Source organism: Roseateles sp., assembly GCF_052436255.1.
In the GTDB taxonomy this organism is placed as follows: domain Bacteria; phylum Pseudomonadota; class Gammaproteobacteria; order Burkholderiales; family Burkholderiaceae_C; genus Pelomonas.
Genome location: NZ_JBQVNP010000093.1, coordinates 1 through 20,610, shown reverse-complemented (window position 1 = coordinate 20,610; position 20,610 = coordinate 1). Strand labels below are relative to the sequence as shown.

The 20,610-nt window shown below is 69.2% G+C and carries 18 protein-coding genes, 1 pseudogene and 1 riboswitch; of the genes and pseudogenes, 8 read left to right on the top strand and 11 right to left on the bottom strand.

Going from position 1 to position 20,610, the window contains the following annotated elements:
• A pseudogene (locus ACT6S0_RS18580) lies at positions 1-349 on the top strand (hypothetical protein); the annotation flags it as partial.
• A 4-nt stretch (positions 350-353) separates the two neighbouring features.
• Here ACT6S0_RS18580 and ACT6S0_RS18575 read toward each other — a convergent pair.
• The 8 genes from ACT6S0_RS18575 to cysC all read right to left on the bottom strand — a co-directional run bounded on the left by ACT6S0_RS18575 (position 354) and on the right by cysC (position 9,296).
• On the bottom strand, positions 354-1,079 hold the full coding sequence (locus ACT6S0_RS18575) for a DUF72 domain-containing protein (protein WP_444765275.1): 726 nt from the start codon (positions 1,077-1,079) through the stop codon (positions 354-356).
• A 134-nt stretch (positions 1,080-1,213) separates the two neighbouring features.
• Positions 1,214-1,720, bottom strand: a complete 507-nt coding sequence (locus tag ACT6S0_RS18570) for a PEP-CTERM sorting domain-containing protein (RefSeq protein WP_444765274.1) — start codon at positions 1,718-1,720, stop codon at positions 1,214-1,216.
• Between the two features lie 131 nt (positions 1,721-1,851).
• Positions 1,852-3,393, bottom strand: a complete 1,542-nt coding sequence (locus tag ACT6S0_RS18565) for a bifunctional hydroxymethylpyrimidine kinase/phosphomethylpyrimidine kinase (RefSeq protein ID WP_444765273.1) — start codon at positions 3,391-3,393, stop codon at positions 1,852-1,854.
• On the bottom strand, positions 3,390-4,181 hold the full coding sequence (locus ACT6S0_RS18560) for a thiazole synthase (protein ID WP_444765272.1): 792 nt from the start codon (positions 4,179-4,181) through the stop codon (positions 3,390-3,392). Before ACT6S0_RS18560 ends, ACT6S0_RS18565 begins: the two co-directional genes overlap by 4 nt.
• 4 nt (positions 4,182-4,185) lie before the next feature.
• Positions 4,186-4,389 (bottom strand): sulfur carrier protein ThiS, encoded by a 204-nt coding sequence (thiS, locus tag ACT6S0_RS18555; RefSeq protein ID WP_444765271.1) that lies wholly within the window; start codon positions 4,387-4,389, stop codon positions 4,186-4,188.
• Positions 4,382-5,383 (bottom strand): FAD-dependent oxidoreductase, encoded by a 1,002-nt coding sequence (locus ACT6S0_RS18550; RefSeq protein ID WP_444765270.1) that lies wholly within the window; start codon positions 5,381-5,383, stop codon positions 4,382-4,384. Before ACT6S0_RS18550 ends, thiS begins: the two co-directional genes overlap by 8 nt.
• Complete coding sequence (thiC, locus tag ACT6S0_RS18545; RefSeq protein ID WP_444765269.1) at positions 5,383-7,266, bottom strand: phosphomethylpyrimidine synthase ThiC; 1,884 nt, start codon at positions 7,264-7,266, stop codon at positions 5,383-5,385. Before thiC ends, ACT6S0_RS18550 begins: the two co-directional genes overlap by 1 nt.
• Positions 7,267-7,344: 78 nt before the next feature.
• Positions 7,345-7,467: riboswitch (TPP riboswitch) on the bottom strand.
• A 92-nt stretch (positions 7,468-7,559) separates the two neighbouring features.
• The gene (gene cysC / locus ACT6S0_RS18540) at positions 7,560-9,296 is read right to left on the bottom strand and encodes an adenylyl-sulfate kinase (RefSeq protein WP_444765268.1); all 1,737 of its coding nucleotides are present in this window, start codon (positions 9,294-9,296) and stop codon (positions 7,560-7,562) included.
• Between the two features lie 176 nt (positions 9,297-9,472).
• On the opposite strand from cysC, the gene cysQ reads away from it, so the two are divergent.
• The 5 genes from cysQ to ACT6S0_RS18515 all read left to right on the top strand — a co-directional run bounded on the left by cysQ (position 9,473) and on the right by ACT6S0_RS18515 (position 14,990).
• Complete coding sequence (gene cysQ / locus ACT6S0_RS18535) at positions 9,473-10,237, top strand: 3'(2'),5'-bisphosphate nucleotidase CysQ (protein WP_444765267.1); 765 nt, start codon at positions 9,473-9,475, stop codon at positions 10,235-10,237.
• A gap of 124 nt (positions 10,238-10,361) precedes the next feature.
• Positions 10,362-11,375 carry a sulfotransferase family protein gene (locus ACT6S0_RS18530; RefSeq protein ID WP_444765266.1) on the top strand — a complete coding sequence of 338 codons (1,014 nt, stop codon included), beginning with the start codon at positions 10,362-10,364 and terminating at the stop codon, positions 11,373-11,375.
• 4 nt (positions 11,376-11,379) lie between these two features.
• The gene (gene chrA / locus ACT6S0_RS18525; protein WP_444765265.1) at positions 11,380-12,624 is read left to right on the top strand and encodes a chromate efflux transporter; all 1,245 of its coding nucleotides are present in this window, start codon (positions 11,380-11,382) and stop codon (positions 12,622-12,624) included.
• A 206-nt stretch (positions 12,625-12,830) separates the two neighbouring features.
• Positions 12,831-13,376 (top strand): hypothetical protein, encoded by a 546-nt coding sequence (locus ACT6S0_RS18520; protein WP_444765264.1) that lies wholly within the window; start codon positions 12,831-12,833, stop codon positions 13,374-13,376.
• A gap of 69 nt (positions 13,377-13,445) precedes the next feature.
• The gene (locus tag ACT6S0_RS18515) at positions 13,446-14,990 is read left to right on the top strand and encodes a methyl-accepting chemotaxis protein (RefSeq protein ID WP_444765263.1); all 1,545 of its coding nucleotides are present in this window, start codon (positions 13,446-13,448) and stop codon (positions 14,988-14,990) included.
• A gap of 36 nt (positions 14,991-15,026) precedes the next feature.
• On the opposite strand, the gene ACT6S0_RS18510 is transcribed toward ACT6S0_RS18515, so the two are convergent.
• Entirely contained in the window at positions 15,027-16,109 is a 1,083-nt protein-coding gene (locus tag ACT6S0_RS18510) for an ABC transporter ATP-binding protein (protein ID WP_444765262.1), read from the bottom strand.
• A 29-nt stretch (positions 16,110-16,138) separates the two neighbouring features.
• On the opposite strand from ACT6S0_RS18510, the gene ACT6S0_RS18505 reads away from it, so the two are divergent.
• The gene (locus ACT6S0_RS18505) at positions 16,139-17,824 is read left to right on the top strand and encodes an ABC transporter permease (protein WP_444765261.1); all 1,686 of its coding nucleotides are present in this window, start codon (positions 16,139-16,141) and stop codon (positions 17,822-17,824) included.
• A gap of 123 nt (positions 17,825-17,947) precedes the next feature.
• On the opposite strand, the gene ACT6S0_RS18500 is transcribed toward ACT6S0_RS18505, so the two are convergent.
• Positions 17,948-18,970 carry an extracellular solute-binding protein gene (locus tag ACT6S0_RS18500; RefSeq protein WP_444765260.1) on the bottom strand — a complete coding sequence of 341 codons (1,023 nt, stop codon included), beginning with the start codon at positions 18,968-18,970 and terminating at the stop codon, positions 17,948-17,950.
• A gap of 36 nt (positions 18,971-19,006) precedes the next feature.
• Positions 19,007-20,338: an MFS transporter gene (locus ACT6S0_RS18495; RefSeq protein ID WP_444765259.1), complete on the bottom strand. Its 1,332-nt coding sequence runs from the start codon at positions 20,336-20,338 to the stop codon at positions 19,007-19,009.
• Positions 20,339-20,411: 73 nt separating this feature from the next.
• On the opposite strand from ACT6S0_RS18495, the gene ACT6S0_RS18490 reads away from it, so the two are divergent.
• On the top strand, positions 20,412-20,610 hold a 199-nt coding region (locus ACT6S0_RS18490), incomplete at its 3' end, for a helix-turn-helix domain-containing protein (RefSeq protein ID WP_444765258.1).

Sequence of the window (20,610 nt, the reverse complement as noted above, 5' to 3'; positions counted from 1 at the left end):
GCCCAGGGGCGACCCCAGCGCCAACCCCTACGCCGCGCCCAAGGCCTCAGCCGGCTCGCCCGATGCCGGCTCGCGCCTGGGCGCCGACCTGGCCGTACCGCCCTCCGCGGCCGCCAGCGCGCCGCGGGCGCCGCTCAATCTGTCCTTGCCCCGCGGCGACATCGCGTCCCGCCGTGGCCCCGGCCTCATCGGCATGCTGCCTCAGCCGCCGGAGCGCAAGTCCAAGCTCGAGCAGTCCATCGAGGACGCCGCCAGCAAGGATTGCCGCAACGCCTACGCCGGCGTGGGCATCCTGGCCGTCGTGCCATTGGCCGTGGACGCGGCGCGTGGCAAGGGCTGCAAGTGGTGAGCCTTCAAACGAGGCCCTGGAACTGCAGCGCGTTCTGCAGCGCCGCACCGGACGCGGTGTTGTCGAAGATGCACCAGCAGTCGGCGTTGCTTGGCAATCCGCGCGCCCTTGCCCGCAGCCAGTCTTCGTCGTAGGTCGACCAGTAGACCCGTGGCGAGCCATGCCAGCGGAAGTAGCGCAGGCCCAGCCAACCGCCAGGCTCGGCGGCGCCGGGCCATTTGGCCGGATCGACAGCGGCACGCGCCACCTCGTTCTTGAGCAGCAGCGTCTGCGCCGCCGGCGTGAACCAGCTTTCGTGGCGAGGTTCGCAGACGATGGTGCCACCGAACATCGCATGCGCCCGCTTGAAGAAGCGCCTGGCCACGGGCGCGTCGAAGGGCAGCGAGGGTGGCAGCTGGATCAGCAGCACGGCCCACTTGGGTCCGAGCCCGCCGGCCTCTTCGACAAACCGGGCCAGCAACGCATCGACGCCTTCGAGTCGGCATTCATGCGAAATCTGCTTGGGGCATTTGACGGCAAAGCGAAAGTCCGCCGGCGTGCTGGCGGCCCATTTCTCGTAGGTCTGCGGCCGGTGCGGGCGGTAGAAGGAGGTATTGATTTCCGCGCAGCGCATCAGGCTGGCGTACCGCTGCAGGTGCGAACCCTCGGCCGTGAAAGCGCTCGCCGTCTTGGCGGGAATGGACCAGCCCGCTGTGCCAATGAGGGGGAGCGCAGTCTTGCGAGATGCCATGGCGGCAAGCCTAGGACCGCGGCGGCGTCGCCCACGTCGGACAAGGCGCCTAGCCGCAAGGCCTGCTGCTGAAATGAATCAGGGCCCGCTGGGGGGCCCTGGCGAGACGGGAGACGGCTCCGAAGCCGCCATATTCAACGACGACGGATGCTACCCAGACCGATGAGGGCCAGGCCGACAAGCGCCAGGCTGGCCGGCTCGGGCAGGCGGTTCGGGTCTCGCACGGTGAAGCTGATCGGGCCGCTGGAAAAACCACAGCCGTAGTTCTGGATACTGGAGTTCAGGCACTGGCCGGTGGTGCCAATGAAGCCGGTGCCAGCGGCCACGGCGGTGAAATTGAAGATGAACAGCGATGGGTCCAGGCTCCAGTCGACGCCTTGGGCCACGGTGCCGAGCTGCGTGGCGGTCAAGCTCAGGAAGGGTGCACCCGCTGACGTGAAAGCACCGAAGCCGCTACCACCCCCATCGACCTCGCCGGGGATGTCGCCGTTGATGAGCACCTCAACCTGGAAGGCCTGGCCCAGCATCAGGTTGTTCAGGTCGACACCGCCAGCACCCTGGATGACGAGGACCGGCGCGGCCTGCACCACCAGGGCAGAAGCGGCAAGGGCCAGACTGACGAAGGCGGTGCGGAAGCTCATCTTGTTCTCCAGGGATCGGGTATCGGGGAGGTATACGCAAGGTTCGGGCCAACGGTGACTTCTCCCATGGAGCGCGTGTCGGTTGTAACAAGCGCTGTAAAGCACGCCGACACCGCGGGAGCAAGCCCTGTTCACGCGACGCCGGCCGCCAAGGCGGGCTCGGGCCAAGCCGGCACGTTGACGCTGGCAGCGCTGCGGCCCCTGCGCCAGGCGTCCTGCCAGGTCCGGGGAGCATGCGCCGCGGTTCGTGCCAGGCCGCGCACGACACAGCCGGCGGCCGCGCCGCAGGCGGCGACCTCGGCCAGCTGCGCGGGTACCAACACGCCGCCGATGCCGACCACCGGGGCCGGCGCCATGGCCACCCACCAGGCGAGGTTGCCGAGGCCCTGCGGGCGCCACGGCATGTCCTTGGTGAGCGTCGGCCAGACGGGGCCGCAGGCGACGTAGTCCGGCGCCCAGGCCGCGGTGCGGGCCAGTTCCCACAGGCTGTGCGAACTGATCCCGAGGCGCAAGCCACGCGCACGGGCCTCGGCGAGGTCGCGGCGGTCGACGGTCGACAGGGCCAGCAGGTCTTCCTGGCCGAGGTGGACGAAATCGACGCCGAGGGCCAGCGCCTCGCGCCAGTGGTCGTTGACGACCAGCGTGGCGCCGGGGCGGCGCGCAGCCTCGATCTGCGCCCGCAACCGCGCCTGCCAGGCCGTGTCACCTTCGCTTGTCGTGCGCTTGACCCGCAACTGCACCGTGCGCAGCCCGGCGTCGAACAGCCCGGCCGCGCGGGCGCCGCTGTCGGTGATGCCATAGAGCCCTTCGACAGCAGGTGGCCCGCCGCGCCGCGCCGGCCAACACGCAGGCAGAACGTCAAACAACGCGGGCAGCAAGCCGGGATCGGTGATGAACCCGCCCCACGGCCTTGCCGGCCCCGCCCCGGCACCCGGCGTGGCGCGGGCGTGCAGGCCGGAGGTCGTCAGCATCTTGGCGAGGACCGCGGCATCCGCGGCGACGAAGCCGCGGGCCAGTGCCGCTGCCAGCGCCGTCGCGAAGCAGCAGCCGGTGCCGTGATGGTTGCGTGCGTCACGGCGCGGCAGTGCGAGCCAGCCCTTGGCATGAGGGCTGGCGAGCCAGTCCAGCGCCAGCGCCCCCCCTGCGTCGCCGCCGGTGATGCAGACGCTGGCCATCCCGAGCCCCTGCAGCATGCGGGCCTGTTCGCGGGTGCAGCCCTCGCCCACCAGCCGCGTGGCCTCGCGCTGGTTGGGGGTGGCGACCGTGGCGCGCGGCAGCAACTCCTCGCGGTAGGCGCGCAGCAGCGCTTCGTCGGCCAGGCTCGCGCCGGTGGAGGCGCGCAGCACGGGGTCGACCACCAGCGCCACGGGTGCGCGCTCGCGCAGCCGGTCTACCCAGCGCGTGACGACGCGCAGTTGCTCGACGCCACCCAGCAGGCCGGTCTTGATGGCGGCGGGCGGCATGTCGTCGGCCAGCGCGCCGAGCTGGGCGTCGAGCTGGCCCGGCGGCACGGGGAAGACCGCCTCGACGGCGACGCTGTTCTGCGCCGTCAGCGCCGCAGCCACGGGGCAGAGGTGGACAGCGGCCGCATCGGCGGCGCGTTGGTCGGCAGACAGGCCCGCCCCGCCCCCGCTGTCAAGCCCGGCGATGCTCCAGATGACGGGGCTCGTCATGGGATGAGAAAGGGCCGCCCGCTCACGGGCGTGCTGGCGACTGCCATGTCCTGCCGGGCCATCACCCCGGCCTCGAAGCCCAGCCGCCCGGCTTCGATCGCCTGGCCAAACGCGGCAGCCATGCGGATGGGATCGCCCGCCTGCGCGATCGCCGAGTTCAGCAGCACGCCGTCGTAGCCCAGCTCCATGGCCTGGGCCGCATGCGAGGGCGCGCCGATGCCGGCGTCGACGATCAGTGGCACGCCGGGCAGGCGCTCGCGCAGCGTGCGCAGCGCGAAGGGGTTGAGCAGGCCCTGGCCCGAGCCGATGGGCGCCCCCCAGGGCATCAGCACCTGGCAGCCGGCGTCAAGCAGGCGGCGGCAGGTGACCAGGTCGTCGGTGCAGTAGGGGAAGACTTGGAAGCCGTCCCTGGCCAATGCCTGCGCCGCGCTGACCAGTTCCCAGGGGTCGGGCTGCAGCGTGTACTCGTCGCCGACGACTTCGAGCTTGATCCACGGCGTGTCGTACAGCTCGCGGGCCATCTGCGCGAGCGTGATGGCCTCCTGCGCGGTGCGGCAGCCGGCAGTGTTGGGCAGCAGGTGGCCGCCGGTCTCGCGCAGCGTGTCGCGGATGGCGGCCACGAAGCCGTTGTCACCGGCGGCCGCCAGCGTGCGCTTGAGGCCGACGGTCAGCACGCGGGCGCCGCTGGCGCGGACGGCCTGGCGCAGCACGTCGGGCGACGGGTAACCGGCGGTGCCGAGCAGGAAGCGGCTCGCCAGCATGCGGCCATAGAGAATCAGCGATGACATGCGGTCATCCTCCGGTGATGGGTTGGATCAGCGTCAGCTCGTCGCCGGGCCGGATCAACGTGGCTTCGCGGCACGAGCGCGGCAGGAAGGCGCCGTTCAATGCGGTGGCGACCGCAGCCGGCGCCCGGCCATGTTCGGCCAGCAGCGCCGCGACGCTCAAGCCCTCGCGCCATGGCTGCGGCTGCTGGTTGAGCGTGAACTCAGACATGCTGAAGTGCCTTCTCGGCCAGCGCCGGCGCCAGCAGCCAACCGTGGCGGAACAGGCCGTTGATGCGCAGCAGGCCGCGCTGGTGCTCGATGCGCGGCCGATGGTCCGGCAGCGCCGGGCGCAGCTGGGTGTCCATGTGGACGATGCGCGCCTCCGCCAGCGCCGGCAGCACGCTGTGGGCCGCGGCCATCAGCTCGACCGCACTGCGCAGGCTGACCGGTGAGCGGTCCTCGCTCTCGACTTCCGAGGCGCCGACGACGATGACGTCGCCCGGCCGTGGCACCAGGTAGACGCGGTGGCGCGGGTGCAGCAGCCGCACCGGGCGATTCAGTACGACGCCCGGCGCGTGCAGCCACAGGATCTCGCCGCGCACACCGCGCAGGGTCGGCATGGCCGGCTTGGCGCCCAGGCCGCGCGTGTCGATGACGAGGTCGGCGTCCAGGCGGCGGCCGTCGTCGAGTTCAACCCGATGCGGATGCACAGCGAGCGCGCGTCGCCCCCAGTGCCAATCGACACACGGTGCCCGCTGCGCAAAAGCCAGCAGCAGTTCGTGCGGCAACACCTGGCCCTCGCCCGGCAGCCACCAGGCCTTGAGGTCGGGGGCGAGCTCGGGCTCCAGCATCTGCAGCGCGGCGTCGTTCAGCGGCTCGGCAGCGCCGCCCAGCCTGGCCAGCACGCGCTGCGCCGCGCCACCGTCGCAGCCATGCGCGAGCAGCAGGCTGCCGTCGGTCTTCACGAGACCCGGTTGACCGAGCGCGCTCGCGATGCCGGGCCACAGCGCGAGCGACCGCCAGCCCAGCGCCACGACCTCCGGCTCGGCATTGGCCTGCTCGGCCAACGGGCTCAGCATGCCGGCGGCGGTGAAGCCCGCGGCGCCCGGCTCGGCCGGCCCGCCGGCCGGGTCCACCACGCGCACGCGATGCCCGCCGCATGCGAGCTGCCAGGCCAGCAACCTGCCCATGACGCCGGCCCCTGCAATCGCAATGTCGGCCATCAGGCTTGCGGCTGGATGGGGATGTAGAACTCGCCGCCATGCGCGCGGAACTCGGCCGACTTCTGCGCCATGCCGTCGGCCACCACGTCGGCCGCCTCCAGCCCGCGCGCCGCCGCGTACTCCCGGACGTCCTGCGTGATCTTCATCGAGCAGAACTTCGGCCCGCACATGGAGCAGAAGTGCGCCTCCTTGGACGAGTCCTTGGGCAGGGTCTCGTCGTGATAGTCGCGCGCCGTGTCGGGGTCCAGGCCGAGCGCGAACTGGTCGTTCCAGCGGAACTCGAAGCGCGCCTTGCTCATCGCGTCATCGCGCGCCCGGGCGCCGGGGTGGCCCTTGGCGATGTCGGCCGCGTGGGCGGCGATCTTGTAGGCGATCAGCCCTTGCTTGACGTCGTCGCGGTCCGGCAGACCCAGGTGCTCCTTGGGCGTGACGTAGCAAAGCATGGCCGTGCCCATCCAGCCGATCATGGCCGCGCCGATTGCCGAGGCGATGTGGTCGTAACCCGGCGCGATGTCGATCGTCAACGGGCCCAGCGTGTAGAACGGGGCCTCGTGGCAGTGCTTCAACTGCTCGGCCATGTTGGCCTGGATGAGGTGCATGGGCACATGGCCGGGACCTTCGATCATGGTCTGCACGTCGTGCTTCCAGGCCAGCTTGGTCAGCTCGCCCAGCGTCCTCAGCTCGGCGAACTGGGCCTCGTCGTTGGCATCCGCCGCGCTACCGGGGCGCAGACCATCGCCGAGCGAGAAGGTCACGTCGTAGGCCGTCATGATTTCGCAGATCTCTTCGAAGTGCGTGTACAGGAAGTTCTCGCGGTGATGGGTGATGCACCACTTGGCGAGGATGGAGCCGCCGCGCGACACGATGCCCGTGCGGCGCTTGGTCGTCAGGTGGATGAAGGGCAGGCGCAGGCCGGCGTGGATGGTGAAGTAGTCGACGCCCTGCTCGGCCTGCTCGATCAGCGTGTCGCGGAAGACAGCCCAGGTGAGGTCTTCGGCCACGCCGCCCACCTTCTCGAGCGCCTGGTAGATGGGCACGGTGCCGATGGGCACCGGCGAATTGCGGATGATCCAGTCGCGCGTGGTGTGGATGTTGCGGCCGGTGGAAAGGTCCATCACCGTGTCGGCGCCCCAGCGGATGCTCCACACCAGCTTCTCGACCTCCTCCTCGATGCTGGAGGTGACGGCCGAGTTGCCGATGTTGGCGTTGACCTTGACCAGGAAGTTGCGGCCGATGATGGTCGGCTCCAGCTCCGTGTGGTTGATGTTGGCCGGAATCACGGCGCGGCCCCGTGCCACCTCCTGGCGCACGAACTCGGGCGTGATGATGTCGGGAATGCCGGCACCCAAAGCGTCGCCGCGCAGGCGCTGCTCGCGTTCGGCGTCGCACAGGTAGGCCCGCATCCACTCGCGCTTGCCGTTCTCGCGCAGCGCGACGAACTCCATCTCCGGCGTGATGATGCCGCGCCGCGCGTAGTGCAGTTGACTGACTTTGGCGCCGTGCTGAGCCCGGCGGGGCTCGCGCTGCAGCGCGGCTGCCTCGGCTCGGAGCTGAACGATGCGTGCGTTGTCTTCCTTGCCGCCATCGTCCAGCGCGACGCGCATGCGGCCTGCGTAGGCCTCGGTGTCGCCCCGGTCGGCGACCCAGGCGGACCGGATGCCCGGCAGACCTTGCTGCACATCGATGCCCGCACCGGGATCGGTGTAGGGGCCGGAGGTGTCGTGGACGACAACGGTCTCGCCGTTGCTCAGCGCAATCTCGCGCATCGGCACCTGCAGGTCGGGCCGGCTGCCGGTGACGTAGGCCTTGCGGGACGCGGGAAAGGGCTCGCGAGTCAGCGACAAGCGGTCGGCGAGAGCGGTGCGTTCTTGGGGGGCGTTCAAGGCGGTCTCCTGGAGCAATGGGTCGGTTGCTCCGTGGCCGCCTGCGGATGCGCGGCGAGGGTGGCCCCCGCCGGCACGCCCCAAGGCATGCGCTCTCCTTACGCCGGTATTAGCCGGTTCAAGTTCACGGGTTCGGTCTTTCGACCGTCTCAGCGTTGCGGGTCTGGCATCAGCCAGGCCCGAGCACCCCGGAGCGGGCGCGATTGTGCGGGCCGGCGTCGCCGGCTGTCAACGCGCACGCGTCGTCGTCTCGCCTTGCACGCTGCCGAGCGCCGTGCGGATCAACATGACGATCAATGCCGGCCCAGCGACATGGCCGTCGGCGCCGGGTGGATGATGCCGCGTGCCAGCAACAGGCGAAGCACGGCGGCGGCGGCGTCATCGGCCTGCCCCTGGCTGGTGTCGATGTGCAGCTCGGGGTGGTCTGGCGGCTCGTAGGGAGCATCGATGCCGGTGAAGCCCTTGATTTCTCCGCGTCGCGCCTTGCGGTACAGACCCTTGACGTCACGCCGCTCAGCCAGCGCCAACGGGGCGTCTACATGGACCTCCAGGAACTCTCCGTCGGCCATCAGATGACGCGCCAGTTCGCGCTCGGATCGGAACGGCGATATGAAGGCGGTGATGACGATCAAGCCCGCCTCCACCATGAGCTTGGCGACTTCGGCCACGCGCCGGATGTTTTCTGCGCGGTCCTGGTCGCTGAAACCCAGGTCGCGGTTCAAGCCATGCCGAACGTTGTCGCCGTCCAGCAAATAGGTATGGAGGCCACGCGCCAGCAGCTGTTGCTCGACCAGGTTGGCGATGGTGCTCTTGCCCGCGCCGGAGAGCCCCGTCAGCCAGATCACGCAGGGCCGCTGACCCTTGTGGAGCGCCCGCGCGGTCTTGTCGACGCTGACGGCCTGCCGATGGATGTTGGATGCAGCGCGATTGGCGTGGAGCAGCATGCCCGCGGCCGCCGCGGGCGCATCCACGCCGGCGTGCAGGCTGAACAGCCGCAATGGCGCCAGCGCCGGGGAGGGATCGAACGGCACGGCCGTGTCCATGCGCATCCTGGCAGTGAACCCGGATGCGCGGCCCTCGCCTTGCCGCAGCGGCTGCAAGTCCAGCAGCTTGACGTGCTGGAAGCGCCGTGCCGGCCCGAGGCAGACCTGCCAATCGGTGCGTCCGGCCAGGGCCTCGGCCGAGTCGCTGGCCAGCTGGATCTGGAACTCGTCGGCGGACTCCACCGGTTCGTCTGCGGCAGTCACGAGGTCGATGCCACGCACATCGGCCGCCTCCGCCAGGCGCAGGGTGAGCAAATCGCCACACAGCGGGCTTCGATTGCCTGCCCCGACGAGGGCGCACACTTCGGCGACCTGCCCTGACGGCAGCAAGCGCACACGGTCGCCCGCAGCGACGCTGCCTTCCAGCAACTCGCCATACACCGCCGGCCCGGAGTCGGGCAGCACGGCGAGCACCTGCATCCGCAACGGCCCCGACACGTGCGCGGCACGCAAGCCGGCCATCTGCAACAGCGCGCTGCCCAGGCGTGCGGTGACGGCAGCGGCTGCCGGTGGAACGCCCGCCGTCTCCACCGTCACCACGTCCAGCTGATGCAGGCCATGCTGGCCGGCCAGTTGCCTGATGCGCGCCTTGAGGGCATCCGCGTCATCCCACGCCGACGCTTGGCCAGGGGATGTGTCCAGCAGGACCACCAGGGGCGCGTCGCCCAGCAAGGCCACTGATTGGAAGGCCGACTCCAACTGGCCGGCACCCAGGCTGTACGCGTCGGCCCACAAGAGCATCAACGCCGAACGAAGTCGCCCTTCCAGCAGCGCGACGACCGCGGGCTGCGCGGCTGGCGGCGTGTGCACCTGCCAACGGCCGAAGCGCCCCTGGGAGACGCTGGCCATCAGAGCCCTCACATGCGCGGCGGGCGCGGCTTGATTGACGCTGTATAGCCACACCAGCCCCGACGGTTGATCGTCCTGCGCCTGCAGCGAAGGCGACGACAACCTGATGTCGGCCTCCACCGGTAGCAATTCACTCATTGCATCCTCCCGTTGCCACTGCCGCTTTTGCTTGGGCCTGGCTTGACCAGCAACATCTCCGTGTTGCACCTCTGAGTTAGCAAGTTAGCCGATACCGAAGGCGATGCATACCGCTCGCCAACCCTAATCCCACAACAATGCGGAGCCGGCATGATCGCGAGCAGGAGGAGGTTCAATTGAAAGCTACGACAAACTTGCTTCACAGCGTTGAAGCGATCTGCCGTCGAGCCGGCGCGGCCGTGCTCGATATCTATGACAGCGACTTCGAGGTGCGCGGCAAGGCGGATGCATCGCCCGTCACCGCAGCCGACGAACGTGCCGAGGCCATCATCACGTCGGCACTGACCGCCCTGACGCCCGACATCCCGGTCGTGGCCGAGGAAGCCGTGTCCGGCGGCGTGATGCCTGACATCACGAACGGCGTCTTCTGGCTGGTGGACCCGCTGGATGGCACGAAGGAGTTCATTTCCCGGAACGGCGAGTTCACGGTGAATATTGCCCTGGTCGAGCGCGGTGTGCCGGTGCTGGGCGTCGTGTTCGCACCGGCGCTGGGCAGGCTCTACGCCGGGGGCGTCGGCCTGGGAGCCTGGCTTGAAGATCACGAAGGGCGGCGTTCCATCAGCTGCCGGCCTGTGCCTGCCGAAGGCCTGTCCGTCGTGGCCAGCCGATCACACGGCGATGCGGCCGCACTCGATGCCTTCCTGGCTGGGCGCAAGGTGGCGGCGCTGGTCAGCGCCGGCTCGTCGCTCAAGCTCTGCCTGGTCGCCGCGGGTCATGCCGACCTCTACCCACGTTTGGGGCGCACGATGGAATGGGACATCGCTGCCGGTGACGCCGTGCTCAGAGCTGCCGGCGGCCAGGTGCGCCGCGTCTGCAACGACGAGCCGCTGTGCTACGGCAAGCCCGGCCTGGACAACCCGCATTTCTACGCGTCCGCCTGATCCCATACACCCCCGCTGCCTGGCTGCCCGCCGTCGCTTCCACGCCCCGCAACGGGGCACGGGCAGCAGCGGGCAGCGAGTCACTTGACTGCGCAGCCTCCACTCCATCTCTAGAGAGCATTGCATGAAGATCCTCATGATCGGCACCCAGCGTTCCGGCTCCAACCTCTTGCGCCTCATGATCAACCAGGCACCGGACATCGCGGCGCCGCATCCGCCCCACATCCTGGAGCGTTTTGCACCGCTGCTGCCCGCCTACGGAGATCTGGCCCAGGAGCGCAACTTCCTGCGCCTTGTCGATGACGTCGTCCGCATGGTCGAGGTCAACCCGGTGCCCTGGGGCGTCAGCTTCGATCGTGCAGACATCCGAAACCGTTGCCGCGACAACAGCCTGGTGGCCATCTTCGGTGCCGTCATGGACCGCATGGCCGAGGCGCAGGGCAAGCCCGACTGGATGTGCAAGTCGCTCGCCAACGTCCACTTCCTGGCCGAGATCGAGCGCTATTTCGGGGAAGACGCCCGCTATCTCTATCTTTACCGCGACGGGCGCGATGTCTGCCTGTCGTTCATGAAGGCCGTGGTGGGCGAGAAGACCGCCTTCCACATCGGCCGCCAGTGGCACCAGGAACAGCAGCTGGCGCTCAAGTGTGGCAAGAGCGTGCCGGCCGCGCAGTACATGGCACTGTCCTACGAATCGCTGACGGGCGATCCCGAACCGTCGTTGCGCAAGCTGTGCGCCTGGCTCGGTATCGAGTTCAAGCCGGAGATGCTCGACTTCCACAATTCGGACGAAGCCGGTCGCACAGCCGCCTCCGGCAAGATGTGGGAGAACGTGCGCAAGCCGGTGATGGCCGGCAACAGCCGCAAGTGGCTGCAGGGCATGGCGCAGGACCAGATCATCGACTTCGAGTCGGTGGCCGGGGATTCGTTGACGGCGCTCGGCTACCCGCTGGAGTTCGTGGGCAAGACCTGCCCCGCGCGCAGCTATGACGCAGCCGCCCTCGCCGCCCTCGATGCCGAGAATAAGCGCCTGAAGGCCGCGGCCCGTGAGGAACTGTCGGCCGAGGACGCCGCGGCGCGCAAGCCGCAGGAAGAATTGCTGGCCGCCATCCGCAATCGCACCCAGCTGGCCGCCTGAACTCATGGACAAGACCCGGCCCCTTGCGGCACCGGACCTCGCGCCGGCCCAGGCCGCCACCGTGACGCCCTACACGCCACGGCGCCTTTTTCTCGATTGCCTGGTGCTGGGCCTCACTGCCTGGGGTGGTTTCATGGCGCTGCTTGCCCAGGCCCAGCAGCGCTTTGTGAAGCAGCGGGGCTGGGTGGCCGAGAAGGACTTCCTCGACCTCATGGCGCTGGTCACCATGCTGCCGGGGCCGCAGGCAGTGAACGCGCTATCCGTCATGGGACACCGGCTGGGTGGATGGGCGGGCTTTGCAGCAGCGCTGGTGGGCATCGTGCTGCCCAGCTTCCTCATCATCATCGCGCTGTGGTGGGGGTATTCCGCCCTGGCCGGCCAGCCGCGCCTGCTGCAAGCGCTGATGGTGGGCGTGCTGCCGCCGCTGGCCATGATCATGGCCAACGCTGCCTGGAACCAGTCCAAGAAGGCGACGCCCCAGCCGCGCGACAAGGCATTGGCCATCGCCGCCGCCATCGCGTTGCTGGCACTGCCCTTCTGGTCGGCGCCCATCCTCGTGCTGGCCAGCGGGGGGCTGATCACACGGCTCTTCTGGCCTGCGCCAGCCGCTGCGCCAGCGGCCACCAGCACGGCCATGCGCCCAGGGGCGCTTTTGCTGTGCCTGCTGCCGGCCGGCCTGGCGGTGTTCCAGATCGTCCCGGCATTGCTGCCGCAGGACGCGGTGGCGCGGCTGATGCTGGCCTTCGCGGGCATCGCCACCACCTTGTTCGGCGGTGCGCTGGTGATGGTGCCTCTGCTGGAGGGGCTGATCGTCGAGCACCTGGGCTGGCTCAGCCACGCCGGCTTCACGGCCGGCCTGGCCGCCAGTCAGCTCACGCCGGGTCCCATCGTGGGCATCGCCACCTTCACCGGCATGGAGATCGCCGGCTGGCAGGGGGCGCTTGCCGCCACCGTGGGCGTCTACACGCCAACGGCCATCATCGCGGTCGGCATCAACCAGGCGGCGGACCGGCTCAAGGGCCTGCACTGGTTCCAGCACGCCATGATCGGCGTCCGCTGCGCCGTCGTGGGCTTGATTGCCGGAGCGGCCGTGACGCTCTGGCTCAAGCTACCCCTGCGCGGCGAGCCACTCGCCTGCGCCCTGCTCACGGCCGCGGCGTGGCTGCTGGTGTGGCGGTTCAAACAGCCGCCCTATGTGAGCATCCCCGTCAGCATGTGGCTGGCCTATGCCTTGCTGCTGGGCAAATGAGAAATAGCACCGCGTTGCCCGCCTTCATTGCGCGCGCATGGTCACCGCACGTGTCGCAGCCCGCGAAACTCCAGCTCACGCTTGGGTTAGCACGCTGCTCTGCCCGGGCTAGCCCAATGCCGTGGCCAGGAAGATTCGCAGATGCGCTTCTAAGGTTCGCGGCCCTGTTTTTTAACCTTGGCACCCATCATTCAGGGAGTTTGACGATGCCCATGTTCTCTACCCGCCGCCTGCCGACCGTTGTTGCCGCCTTCAGCCTCCTCACTTGTCTTGCCGCGTCGGCAGCCCTCCCGCCCGATGTGCAGGCCAAGGTCGACAAGGTCAAGGCCAAGCTCGTCACCATGGCCGCCGACCCCGCCATCGTGGCCGCCGTCAAGGACGCCAATGCCAAGGTAGCCGAGATGAGCAACGGCAAGTGGGTGGACCTGCCGGACAGCGACCCGTTCGTCCAGAACATCCTCAAGACCAAGATCAGCCGCCAGTTCGCCGACTTGGAGTCCAAGGACGAAACGATGAACAAGCTGCTGTTGCGCGACCAGAAGGGCAACCTGGTGGCCGCCAGCGTGCGCCCGCTGATCTGGAACAACGCCGTGCGCCCCGTGTTCGCCCAGCCCATCAAGGGCCAGCCCTGGTCGGCCGACGAAATCAAGCCCGACACCTCCACGCAGATCCCCAGCGTGCACGTGGCCGCCCCGGTGCTCGATGGCGGCAAGCCGATCGGCGTGCTGCATACCGCCGTGACCGCCAAGTAATTTCCACCCTTTGCGAGCAGGCGCCGGCTGATGAAGCCGCCAGAGATCGACCGTAAAAAGGATGTCGGGATGCTCACTTCCCTGAAAGTCGGCCCGCGCCTGGCGCTGGGCTTTGCCCTCGTGTTGGTGATGCTGGGCATGGGCAGCGCACTGGCGCTGAGCCGCCTGGCGGCCCTGAAAGCCGACCTGGCAGCCGTCACCGGCGAGGCGCCCGAGCGCCTTGCCAGCAAACTGCGCGACCTGGCGCGCTATCAGAGCGTGACCATCCGCGATGTGATCATGCAGGACGACATGGCCTTCAAGAAGAAGGAGTTCGACCTGATGAAAGCGGCGCGGGCGGATTACGACAAGACCGCGCAGGCGCTGGCCGGCATGGTGAGCGACGAACCGACCCGCACCGCGCTGGCGCAGGCCGCTGCGGCCCTGGACGGCACCCGGGGGCTGATCGAGAAGATCGTGGACCTGACGATGAATGACGACATGGCCGGCTCCTCTGCCATGTTGCGGGACCAACTGCGCCCAGCGCAGCAGGCCCACGTGAAGGCGCTGGATGCCGTCATCGAGGCCATCAAGGCCTCCTCGCAGCAACGCGATGAGGCCGCCACGGCCGCCTACAAGATGTCGGTGGCGCTCATCATCGGTCTGTCGGTGTCGGCACTGTTGGTCGGTGCGTTGGTGGCCTGGCGCATCCAGCTCAGCATCACGCGACCGCTGGCTGAGGCCGTGTCCGTTGCGCAGTCCATCGCCGAGGGCGACCTCTCGCGGGAGATCCACATCAAGTCCAGCGACGAGGTGGGCCGGCTCATGCAGGCGCTGGCCACCGTCAACACCGACCTGAGCGGCATCATGCTGAACGTGCGCACCGCCGCCGACACCTTGCAGACGGCCACGCTGGAGATCGTGGCCGGCAACGCCGACCTCAGCCAGCGCACCGAGCAGCAGGCGGCCAACCTGGAGGAGACGGCGTCGTCCATGGAGGAGTTGACCGCCACCGTGCGCAACACGGCCGACACGGCGCAAAGCGCAGCCGACCTGGCCCGTCACGCCAGCACCGCTGCCGACCGTGGCGGCCAGGTCGTGGGCCGGGTGGTGCACACCATGGAAGCCATATCCCACAGCGCGCGCAAGATCACCGACATCATCGGCGTCATCGACGGGATTGCCTTCCAGACCAACATCCTGGCGCTGAACGCGGCCGTCGAGGCGGCGCGCGCCGGCGAGCAGGGCCGGGGCTTTGCCGTCGTCGCCGGCGAGGTGCGCAGCCTGGCGCAACGCTCGGCCGAGGCCGCGCGCGAGATCAAGACGCTGATCGGCGCCAGCATGGAGAACGTTGAGAACGGCAGCGCGCTGGTGGCCGATGCCGGCACGGCGATGACCGACATCGTCACCGAGGTGCAGAAGGTCAGCCGCCTCATCGAGGAGATCAGCCAGGCCACCGTCGAGCAGACGAGTGGCATCGCGCAGATCAACCAAGCCGTCACCCAGCTCGACCAGATGACTCAGCAGAATGCCGCCCTGGTGGAGCAGAGCACCGCGGCCTCCGGCAGCCTCAGCCAGCAAGCCGAGCGGTTGGTCGAGACGGTCGGCATCTTCAAGCTGCGCAGCGGAACCTGACGACGACCCGCCAGCGCGGGCCGGCGCCTGCCGCTGTCAACGCGCCGCGCGGTACACGACGACGTGGTCGAGCTCCAGCCGTATGCCGATGCGCTCGCCGACCGCATGGTTGTGATGCGAAGGCACCACCGAGAGCACCAGCGCCCCGCTGGGCAGGCGCAAGGTGTAGAGAAACTCCGCGCCGCGAAACGCCTTGCCGACGACCTCGGCCGTGATGGGGCTGGCGTCGTCATGCACGACGTCATCCGGGCGTAGCAGCACGTCCACGGCGCAGCCGCTGCCGCAGACCTCGCCGCGCTCGGCGCAGCGGATCACCTGCGGGCTGCGCACCACACCCAGCTCCAGGCGCAGCTCGAAGTCGCTTTCCACATTGCCCGACAGGAAGGCGCCCTGCCCGACGAAGTCGGCCACGAAGCGATTGGCTGGGCGGTGGTAGAGCTGGTAGGCGCTGTCCCATTGCTGGATGCGGCCTTCCGACATGACGCCGATCTCGTCGGCAATCGCAAAGGCCTCGTGCTGGTCATGGGTGACGAGCAGCGCCGTCGTGCCCGATGGCGCAAGCAGGCCGCGCAGCTCGGCGCCCAGGCGCTCGCGCAACTCCACGTCGAGGTTGGCAAAGGGCTCGTCGAGCAACAGCAGCAGCGGCCGTGGCGCCAGCGCCCGGGCCAGCGCGACGCGCTGCTGCTGGCCGCCCGACAGCTCATGCGGGTAGCGGGCCGCCGCATGCGCGAGGCCGACGGTGTCCAGCATCTGCTGGACGCGCGCTTTCGCGTCGATCACGCCACGAAGGCCGAAGCCGACGTTCTGCGCCACGGTCAGGTGCGGGAACAGTGCATGGTCCTGGAACACCATGCCGATACGCCGCCGCTCGGGCGGCAGCTGGTAGCCGGGCCGGCTGACGCTCTCGCCATCGACCCGGATCTCACCCGCCTGCACCGCCTCGAAGCCCGCAATGGCGCGCAGCACCGTGGTCTTGCCGCAACCCGAGGGTCCGAGCAGGCAGCCGATGCGGCCTCGTGCCAGCGTCAGCGACAGCCTTTCCACGACCTTGCGTGCGCCGTAGGCGATGTCGATGTCGTGGAGGGCCAGCCAGGGCGGCGTGTCGGGGGAGGAAGTCATGTTGGCGGGCCGAATGATAATTGTTCGCAATGCAATCGGTTACGAGCCCCCCCACGGCAGTGCGCCAGCGCCGCCCCCGTTCACTGCCGTCGCTGCGCGCACTGGCCCTGTTGGCCGCCGCGTTGATCGCCGCGCCGCTGCTGTCGGTGGCCTTCAATGTCTTCACGCCCGGGACCGCCGGCACCTGGCAGCACCTGCTGTCCACCGTGCTGCCGGACTATGTCGTGGCCACGCTGTGGCTGTGCGCGGGCGTCGGCACCGGCGTGGCGTTGCTGGGCGTGGGCGCTGCCTGGCTGGTGACGCGCTATGAGTTCCCGCTGCGCGCCACCTTCGAATGGGCGCTGCTGCTGCCGCTGGCCATGCCGGCCTATGTGATGGCCTATGCCTACACCGACTTGCTGCAGTTTGTCGGCCCGGTGCAGGGCTGGCTGCGCGAGAGCTTTGGCTGGCGGCGTGGCGACTACTGGTTCCCCGACGTGCGCTCGCTGGGCGGCGCTACTGTGATGTTCTCGCTGGTGCTCTACCCCTACGTCTACATGCTGGCGCGCACCGCCCTCATGGAACGCGCGGGCGGCATGATCGAAGTGGGGCGTACGCTCGGCCTGTCGCCCTTGCAGGCCTTTTGCCGGCTGTCACTGCCGCTGGCGCGCCCGGCCATTGCGGGCGGCGTGGCGCTGGCGCTGATGGAGACGCTGGCGGACTACGGCACGGTGTCGTACTTCGCGGTGCAGACCTTCACGACCGGCATCTACCGTGCCTGGTTTTCGCTGGGCGACCGCACGGCTGCGGCGCAGCTGGCGATGGTGCTGCTGGCTTTTGTCGTCACTGTGCTGGCGCTGGAGAAGCTGTCGCGCGGTGATTCGCGCTTTGCCGACAGCTCGCTACGCAGCCGGGGCGTGCTGCGCGTGCCGCTGCGGGGGCCGCGCGCGGCGCTGGCGCTGCTGGGCTGCGCGCTGCCGCTGGCCGGCGGCTTCCTGTTGCCGGCGGGTGTGATGCTGCACATGGCGCTGACCGAGGGCGATGCGCAGTGGGGCCCGCGTTTTTACACGCTGGCCGGCAACAGCGTGCTCGTGGCCGGTGCCACAGCGCTGCTGGCCACGGCGCTGGCGCTGCTGATCGCCTATGCGGCGCGGGTCGACAAGGGCGCGCCGACGCGCTGGGCGCACCGGATCGCGGGACTGGGCTATGCGCTGCCGGGGTCGGTCATCGCGGTGGGCGTGTTGATCCCGGTCACGCAGCTGGACCATGCGCTGGCGGCGCTGCTGCGCGGCTGGGGGCTGGACGCGGGCCTGCTGCTGTCGGGCACCATAGCCGCCCTCGTCTACGCCTGCGTGGTGCGCTACCTGACGGCGGCGCTGCAAGCCATGGACGCGGGCCTGGCGCGCATCACGCCGCGCATGGAGCAGGCCGCGCGCACGCTGGGCCACACGCCGGCGCAGACGCTGTGGCGCGTGCACCTGCCCCTGCTGCGCGGCAGCGCCCTGACGGCGGCCCTGCTCGTCTTCATCGACGTGATGAAGGAGCTGCCCGCCACGCTGGTGATGCGCCCCTTCAACTTCGACACCCTGGCCACGCAGGCCTACACGCTGGCGTCTGATGAGCGGCTGGCCGAGGCGTCGACCTCGGCCCTGGCCATCGTCGCCGTCGGGCTGGTGCCGATGGTGGTGCTGTGCCGGCACATCGTGCGCGGCAGTCAGCATCAGTCGGCAGCCTAGAAGTGCCAGCCAAGCGGGCGCGCAGCGTTGCACGTCGAAGCCATGTATGACGGCGACATCGCGGTCCAGTTGAACCGCCCGCTGGCCGAGGGCTGGCGAGCGGTCAACCGTCGTTTCTAGGCTTTACTTCCAACCTGCCCTGTCGAAGACCTTCTGCGCGGCCGTCGTCGTTTTGGCCAGGTCGCCGATGGGCAGCGCATCGGGTTTGAAGTTGCCCAGCGATTCCAGCGCCGCGTTCTTCGTCACCGCCGACTTCACGACTGGCCACTCGTTGTTGCCGTTGGCGAAGTAGCCCTGCGCCTCGTCGCTGGCCAGGTACTCCAGGAACTTGACCGCCGCGTCACGGTTTGGCGCGTGCTTGAGCACGCCCGCGCCGGAAATGTTGACGTGCGTGCCCCAGGTCTTCTGGTTGGGCCAGACGATGGCGATGTTCTTCACGACCTCCTGGTCCTCCGGCTTGGTCGAGCGGATCAGCCGCACCAGGTAGTAGGTGTTGGAGATGGTCACGCCACACTCACCGGCCGCGACGGAGCGCAGCTGGTCGGTGTCGCCGCCCTTGGGTGCGCGGGCAAAGTTCGCCACCAGGCCCTTGGCCCAGGCCTCGGTCTTGGCCTCGCCGTTGTGGGCGATGAGCGCGGCGCCGAGCGACAGGTTGTAGGGGTGGGCGCCCGAGCGCACGCAGACCTGGCCCTTCAGGCGCGGGTCGGCGAGGTCTTCATAGGTCTGCACCCAGTCGCTCTTCACGGCCGCCTTGTTGTGGACGATGACGCGGGCGCGGGTCGAGAACGAGAACCAGGTCGGCGTGCGCAGCCCGGCGGGCACGCGCGCCTCCAGCACCGACGACTTGACCGGCTGGAACAGGCCCAGGTTGTCGGCCACCTCCAGGCGCGCGGCGTCCACGGTGATCAGCACATCGGCCGGGCTGGCGGTGCCCTCGTTGCGGATGCGCTCGACGAGCTCGTCTTCCTTGCCGTCCAGGCGGTTGATCTTGATGCCGGTCTGCTTGGTGAAGTTGGCGTAGAGCGCCTCGTCGGTCTGGTAATGCCGCGCCGAGTAGACGTTGAGCACGGCCTCCTTGGCGGGCTGGGCAACGGCACTCAGGCCAGCCAGGCTGAGGGAGATGCAAAGCAGGGTACGACGCAGCATCGAGAGGTCTCTTCAGGGGTTGCAGAAGTCGATATGCTAACAAGAACGATTCGCGTTTGAATTCAGCCCGGTCAACGCCAGCGCGAGCAGCACCAGGCCCGTGCCCACGGCGAAGCTGAGATGCAGGCCGGCGGCAGCGAAGACGGCTGCGACGGCGGAAGCGCCGGTGATGAGGCCGAGGTTGCGCGACAGCGTCAGCAGGCCGGCGATGGTGCCGCGCTGCTCGGCCGCCACGTCGCCCATGACGGCGGTGTTGTTGGCGGCCTGGAAGAGCGCATAGCCCGGCGTGACGATGAGCAGCGGCCCGACGTAGGCGATGGCACGGAGCGACGCGGGCAACAGCGCGATGAGCGCGCAGCCCAGCGCCATCGCGGCCAGGCCCAGTTGCGTCATGCGCGGTGTGCCGAAACGGTCCACCAGGCGGCCAGCCGGCACGCCGCTGAGGGCGGACGCGATGGGGCCGATGGACATCAGCGCACCGACCACGGCTGCGCCCAGGCCCAACGCGCCGTTCAGGTGGAAGGGACCGACGACCAAGGTAGCCATCATGACGGCGGACACGAGGGCATTCATGGCCAGGGCGGCGCTGAGGGCTGGGTCGCGCAGGCGCTCCAACCGCACCAGTGGCGAGGCGACGCGGGCTTCGGTGCGCAGGAAAAACAGCAGGCCGACCGCAGCACCGGCGAGCAGGCCAAGATGCTGCGTCATTGCCAGCGCATAGGCAGCCAGCGTCAACGTCAGCCACAGCGTTCCGGGCAGGTCGAAGTCTGCGGCGCCGACCTGCCCCCGGTCTGCCGGCAGCCAACGCCGGGCCATCACGAGGGCCGCCAAGCCCAGTGGCAGGTTGACGGCGAAGACAGCCTGCCAGCCCAAAGTGCCGATCAACACACCGCCCAGCGACGGGCCCAGCGCCGTGCCGATGGCCGACATCGTGCCGAGCAACCCCATCGCACTGCCGGTACGCGCCTTGGGCAAGGCCGCGCCCACCATGGCCATCGTCAACGCCATCATGGCCGCCGCCCCCACGCCCTGCAGCGCACGGGCGGCGATCAGCAGCGGCAGCGTGGGCGCCAGCGCGCACAGCGCCGACGCAATGGTGAACAGCGCGATGCCGGCCAGCAGCAGGCGGCGCTTGCCGATCAGATCGCCCAGCCGGCCGGCGCCGACGATGAGCGTCGTCGTGGCGAGCAGGTAGGCCAGCACGACCCACTGGGTCTGGCCAAAACTGGCGCCGAAGGCTGTGGCCAGCGTCGGCAGCGCGACGTTGGCGCTGCTGATGGCCAGGGATGGCAGGAGGGTGCACAAAGCCAGGCTGGCGAGCACCCAGGTGGTGGGCTGGGCGGCGGCGGGGACGGTAGCGGTGGTCATGGGCGCAACCTTAGGCATTGGCTGAACCTGGCGGAAGACGCATCATCTGCACTTCATTGCTGCACGAGACGCCATGTCAGACCCCGACCTCAACCTGCTGCTGACGCTGGATGCACTGCTGGCCGAGGGCAGCGTGGCAGGCGCGGCCCGGCGGCTGCGGTTGAGCCCTTCGGCGATGAGCCGGTCCCTGGCGCGGCTGCGCGAGGCGACCGGCGACCCGCTGCTGGTGCGTGCCGGGCGCGGCCTCGTCGCGTCACCGCGCGCGCTGGAAC

Excerpts from the sequence above, each read along its gene's own strand:
- ACT6S0_RS18530 (WP_444765266.1), top strand. The coding sequence starts at position 10,362 with ATGAAGATCCTCATGATCGGCACCCAGCGTTCCGGCTCCAACCTCTTG.
- ACT6S0_RS18510 (WP_444765262.1), bottom strand. The coding sequence starts at position 16,109 with ATGACTTCCTCCCCCGACACGCCGCCCTGGCTGGCCCTCCACGACATC.
- chrA (WP_444765265.1), top strand. The coding sequence starts at position 11,380 with ATGGACAAGACCCGGCCCCTTGCGGCACCGGACCTCGCGCCGGCCCAG.
- ACT6S0_RS18495 (WP_444765259.1), bottom strand. The coding sequence starts at position 20,338 with ATGACCACCGCTACCGTCCCCGCCGCCGCCCAGCCCACCACCTGGGTG.
- ACT6S0_RS18515 (WP_444765263.1), top strand. The coding sequence starts at position 13,446 with ATGCTCACTTCCCTGAAAGTCGGCCCGCGCCTGGCGCTGGGCTTTGCC.
- ACT6S0_RS18520 (WP_444765264.1), top strand. The coding sequence starts at position 12,831 with ATGCCCATGTTCTCTACCCGCCGCCTGCCGACCGTTGTTGCCGCCTTC.
- ACT6S0_RS18575 (WP_444765275.1), bottom strand. The coding sequence starts at position 1,079 with ATGGCATCTCGCAAGACTGCGCTCCCCCTCATTGGCACAGCGGGCTGG.
- ACT6S0_RS18550 (WP_444765270.1), bottom strand. The coding sequence starts at position 5,383 with ATGGCCGACATTGCGATTGCAGGGGCCGGCGTCATGGGCAGGTTGCTG.
- ACT6S0_RS18570 (WP_444765274.1), bottom strand. The coding sequence starts at position 1,720 with ATGAGCTTCCGCACCGCCTTCGTCAGTCTGGCCCTTGCCGCTTCTGCC.
- cysC (WP_444765268.1), bottom strand. The coding sequence starts at position 9,296 with ATGAGTGAATTGCTACCGGTGGAGGCCGACATCAGGTTGTCGTCGCCT.
- ACT6S0_RS18500 (WP_444765260.1), bottom strand. The coding sequence starts at position 18,970 with ATGCTGCGTCGTACCCTGCTTTGCATCTCCCTCAGCCTGGCTGGCCTG.
- ACT6S0_RS18560 (WP_444765272.1), bottom strand. The coding sequence starts at position 4,181 with ATGTCATCGCTGATTCTCTATGGCCGCATGCTGGCGAGCCGCTTCCTG.
- ACT6S0_RS18565 (WP_444765273.1), bottom strand. The coding sequence starts at position 3,393 with ATGACGAGCCCCGTCATCTGGAGCATCGCCGGGCTTGACAGCGGGGGC.
- ACT6S0_RS18505 (WP_444765261.1), top strand. The coding sequence starts at position 16,139 with ATGCAATCGGTTACGAGCCCCCCCACGGCAGTGCGCCAGCGCCGCCCC.
- thiS (WP_444765271.1), bottom strand. The coding sequence starts at position 4,389 with ATGTCTGAGTTCACGCTCAACCAGCAGCCGCAGCCATGGCGCGAGGGC.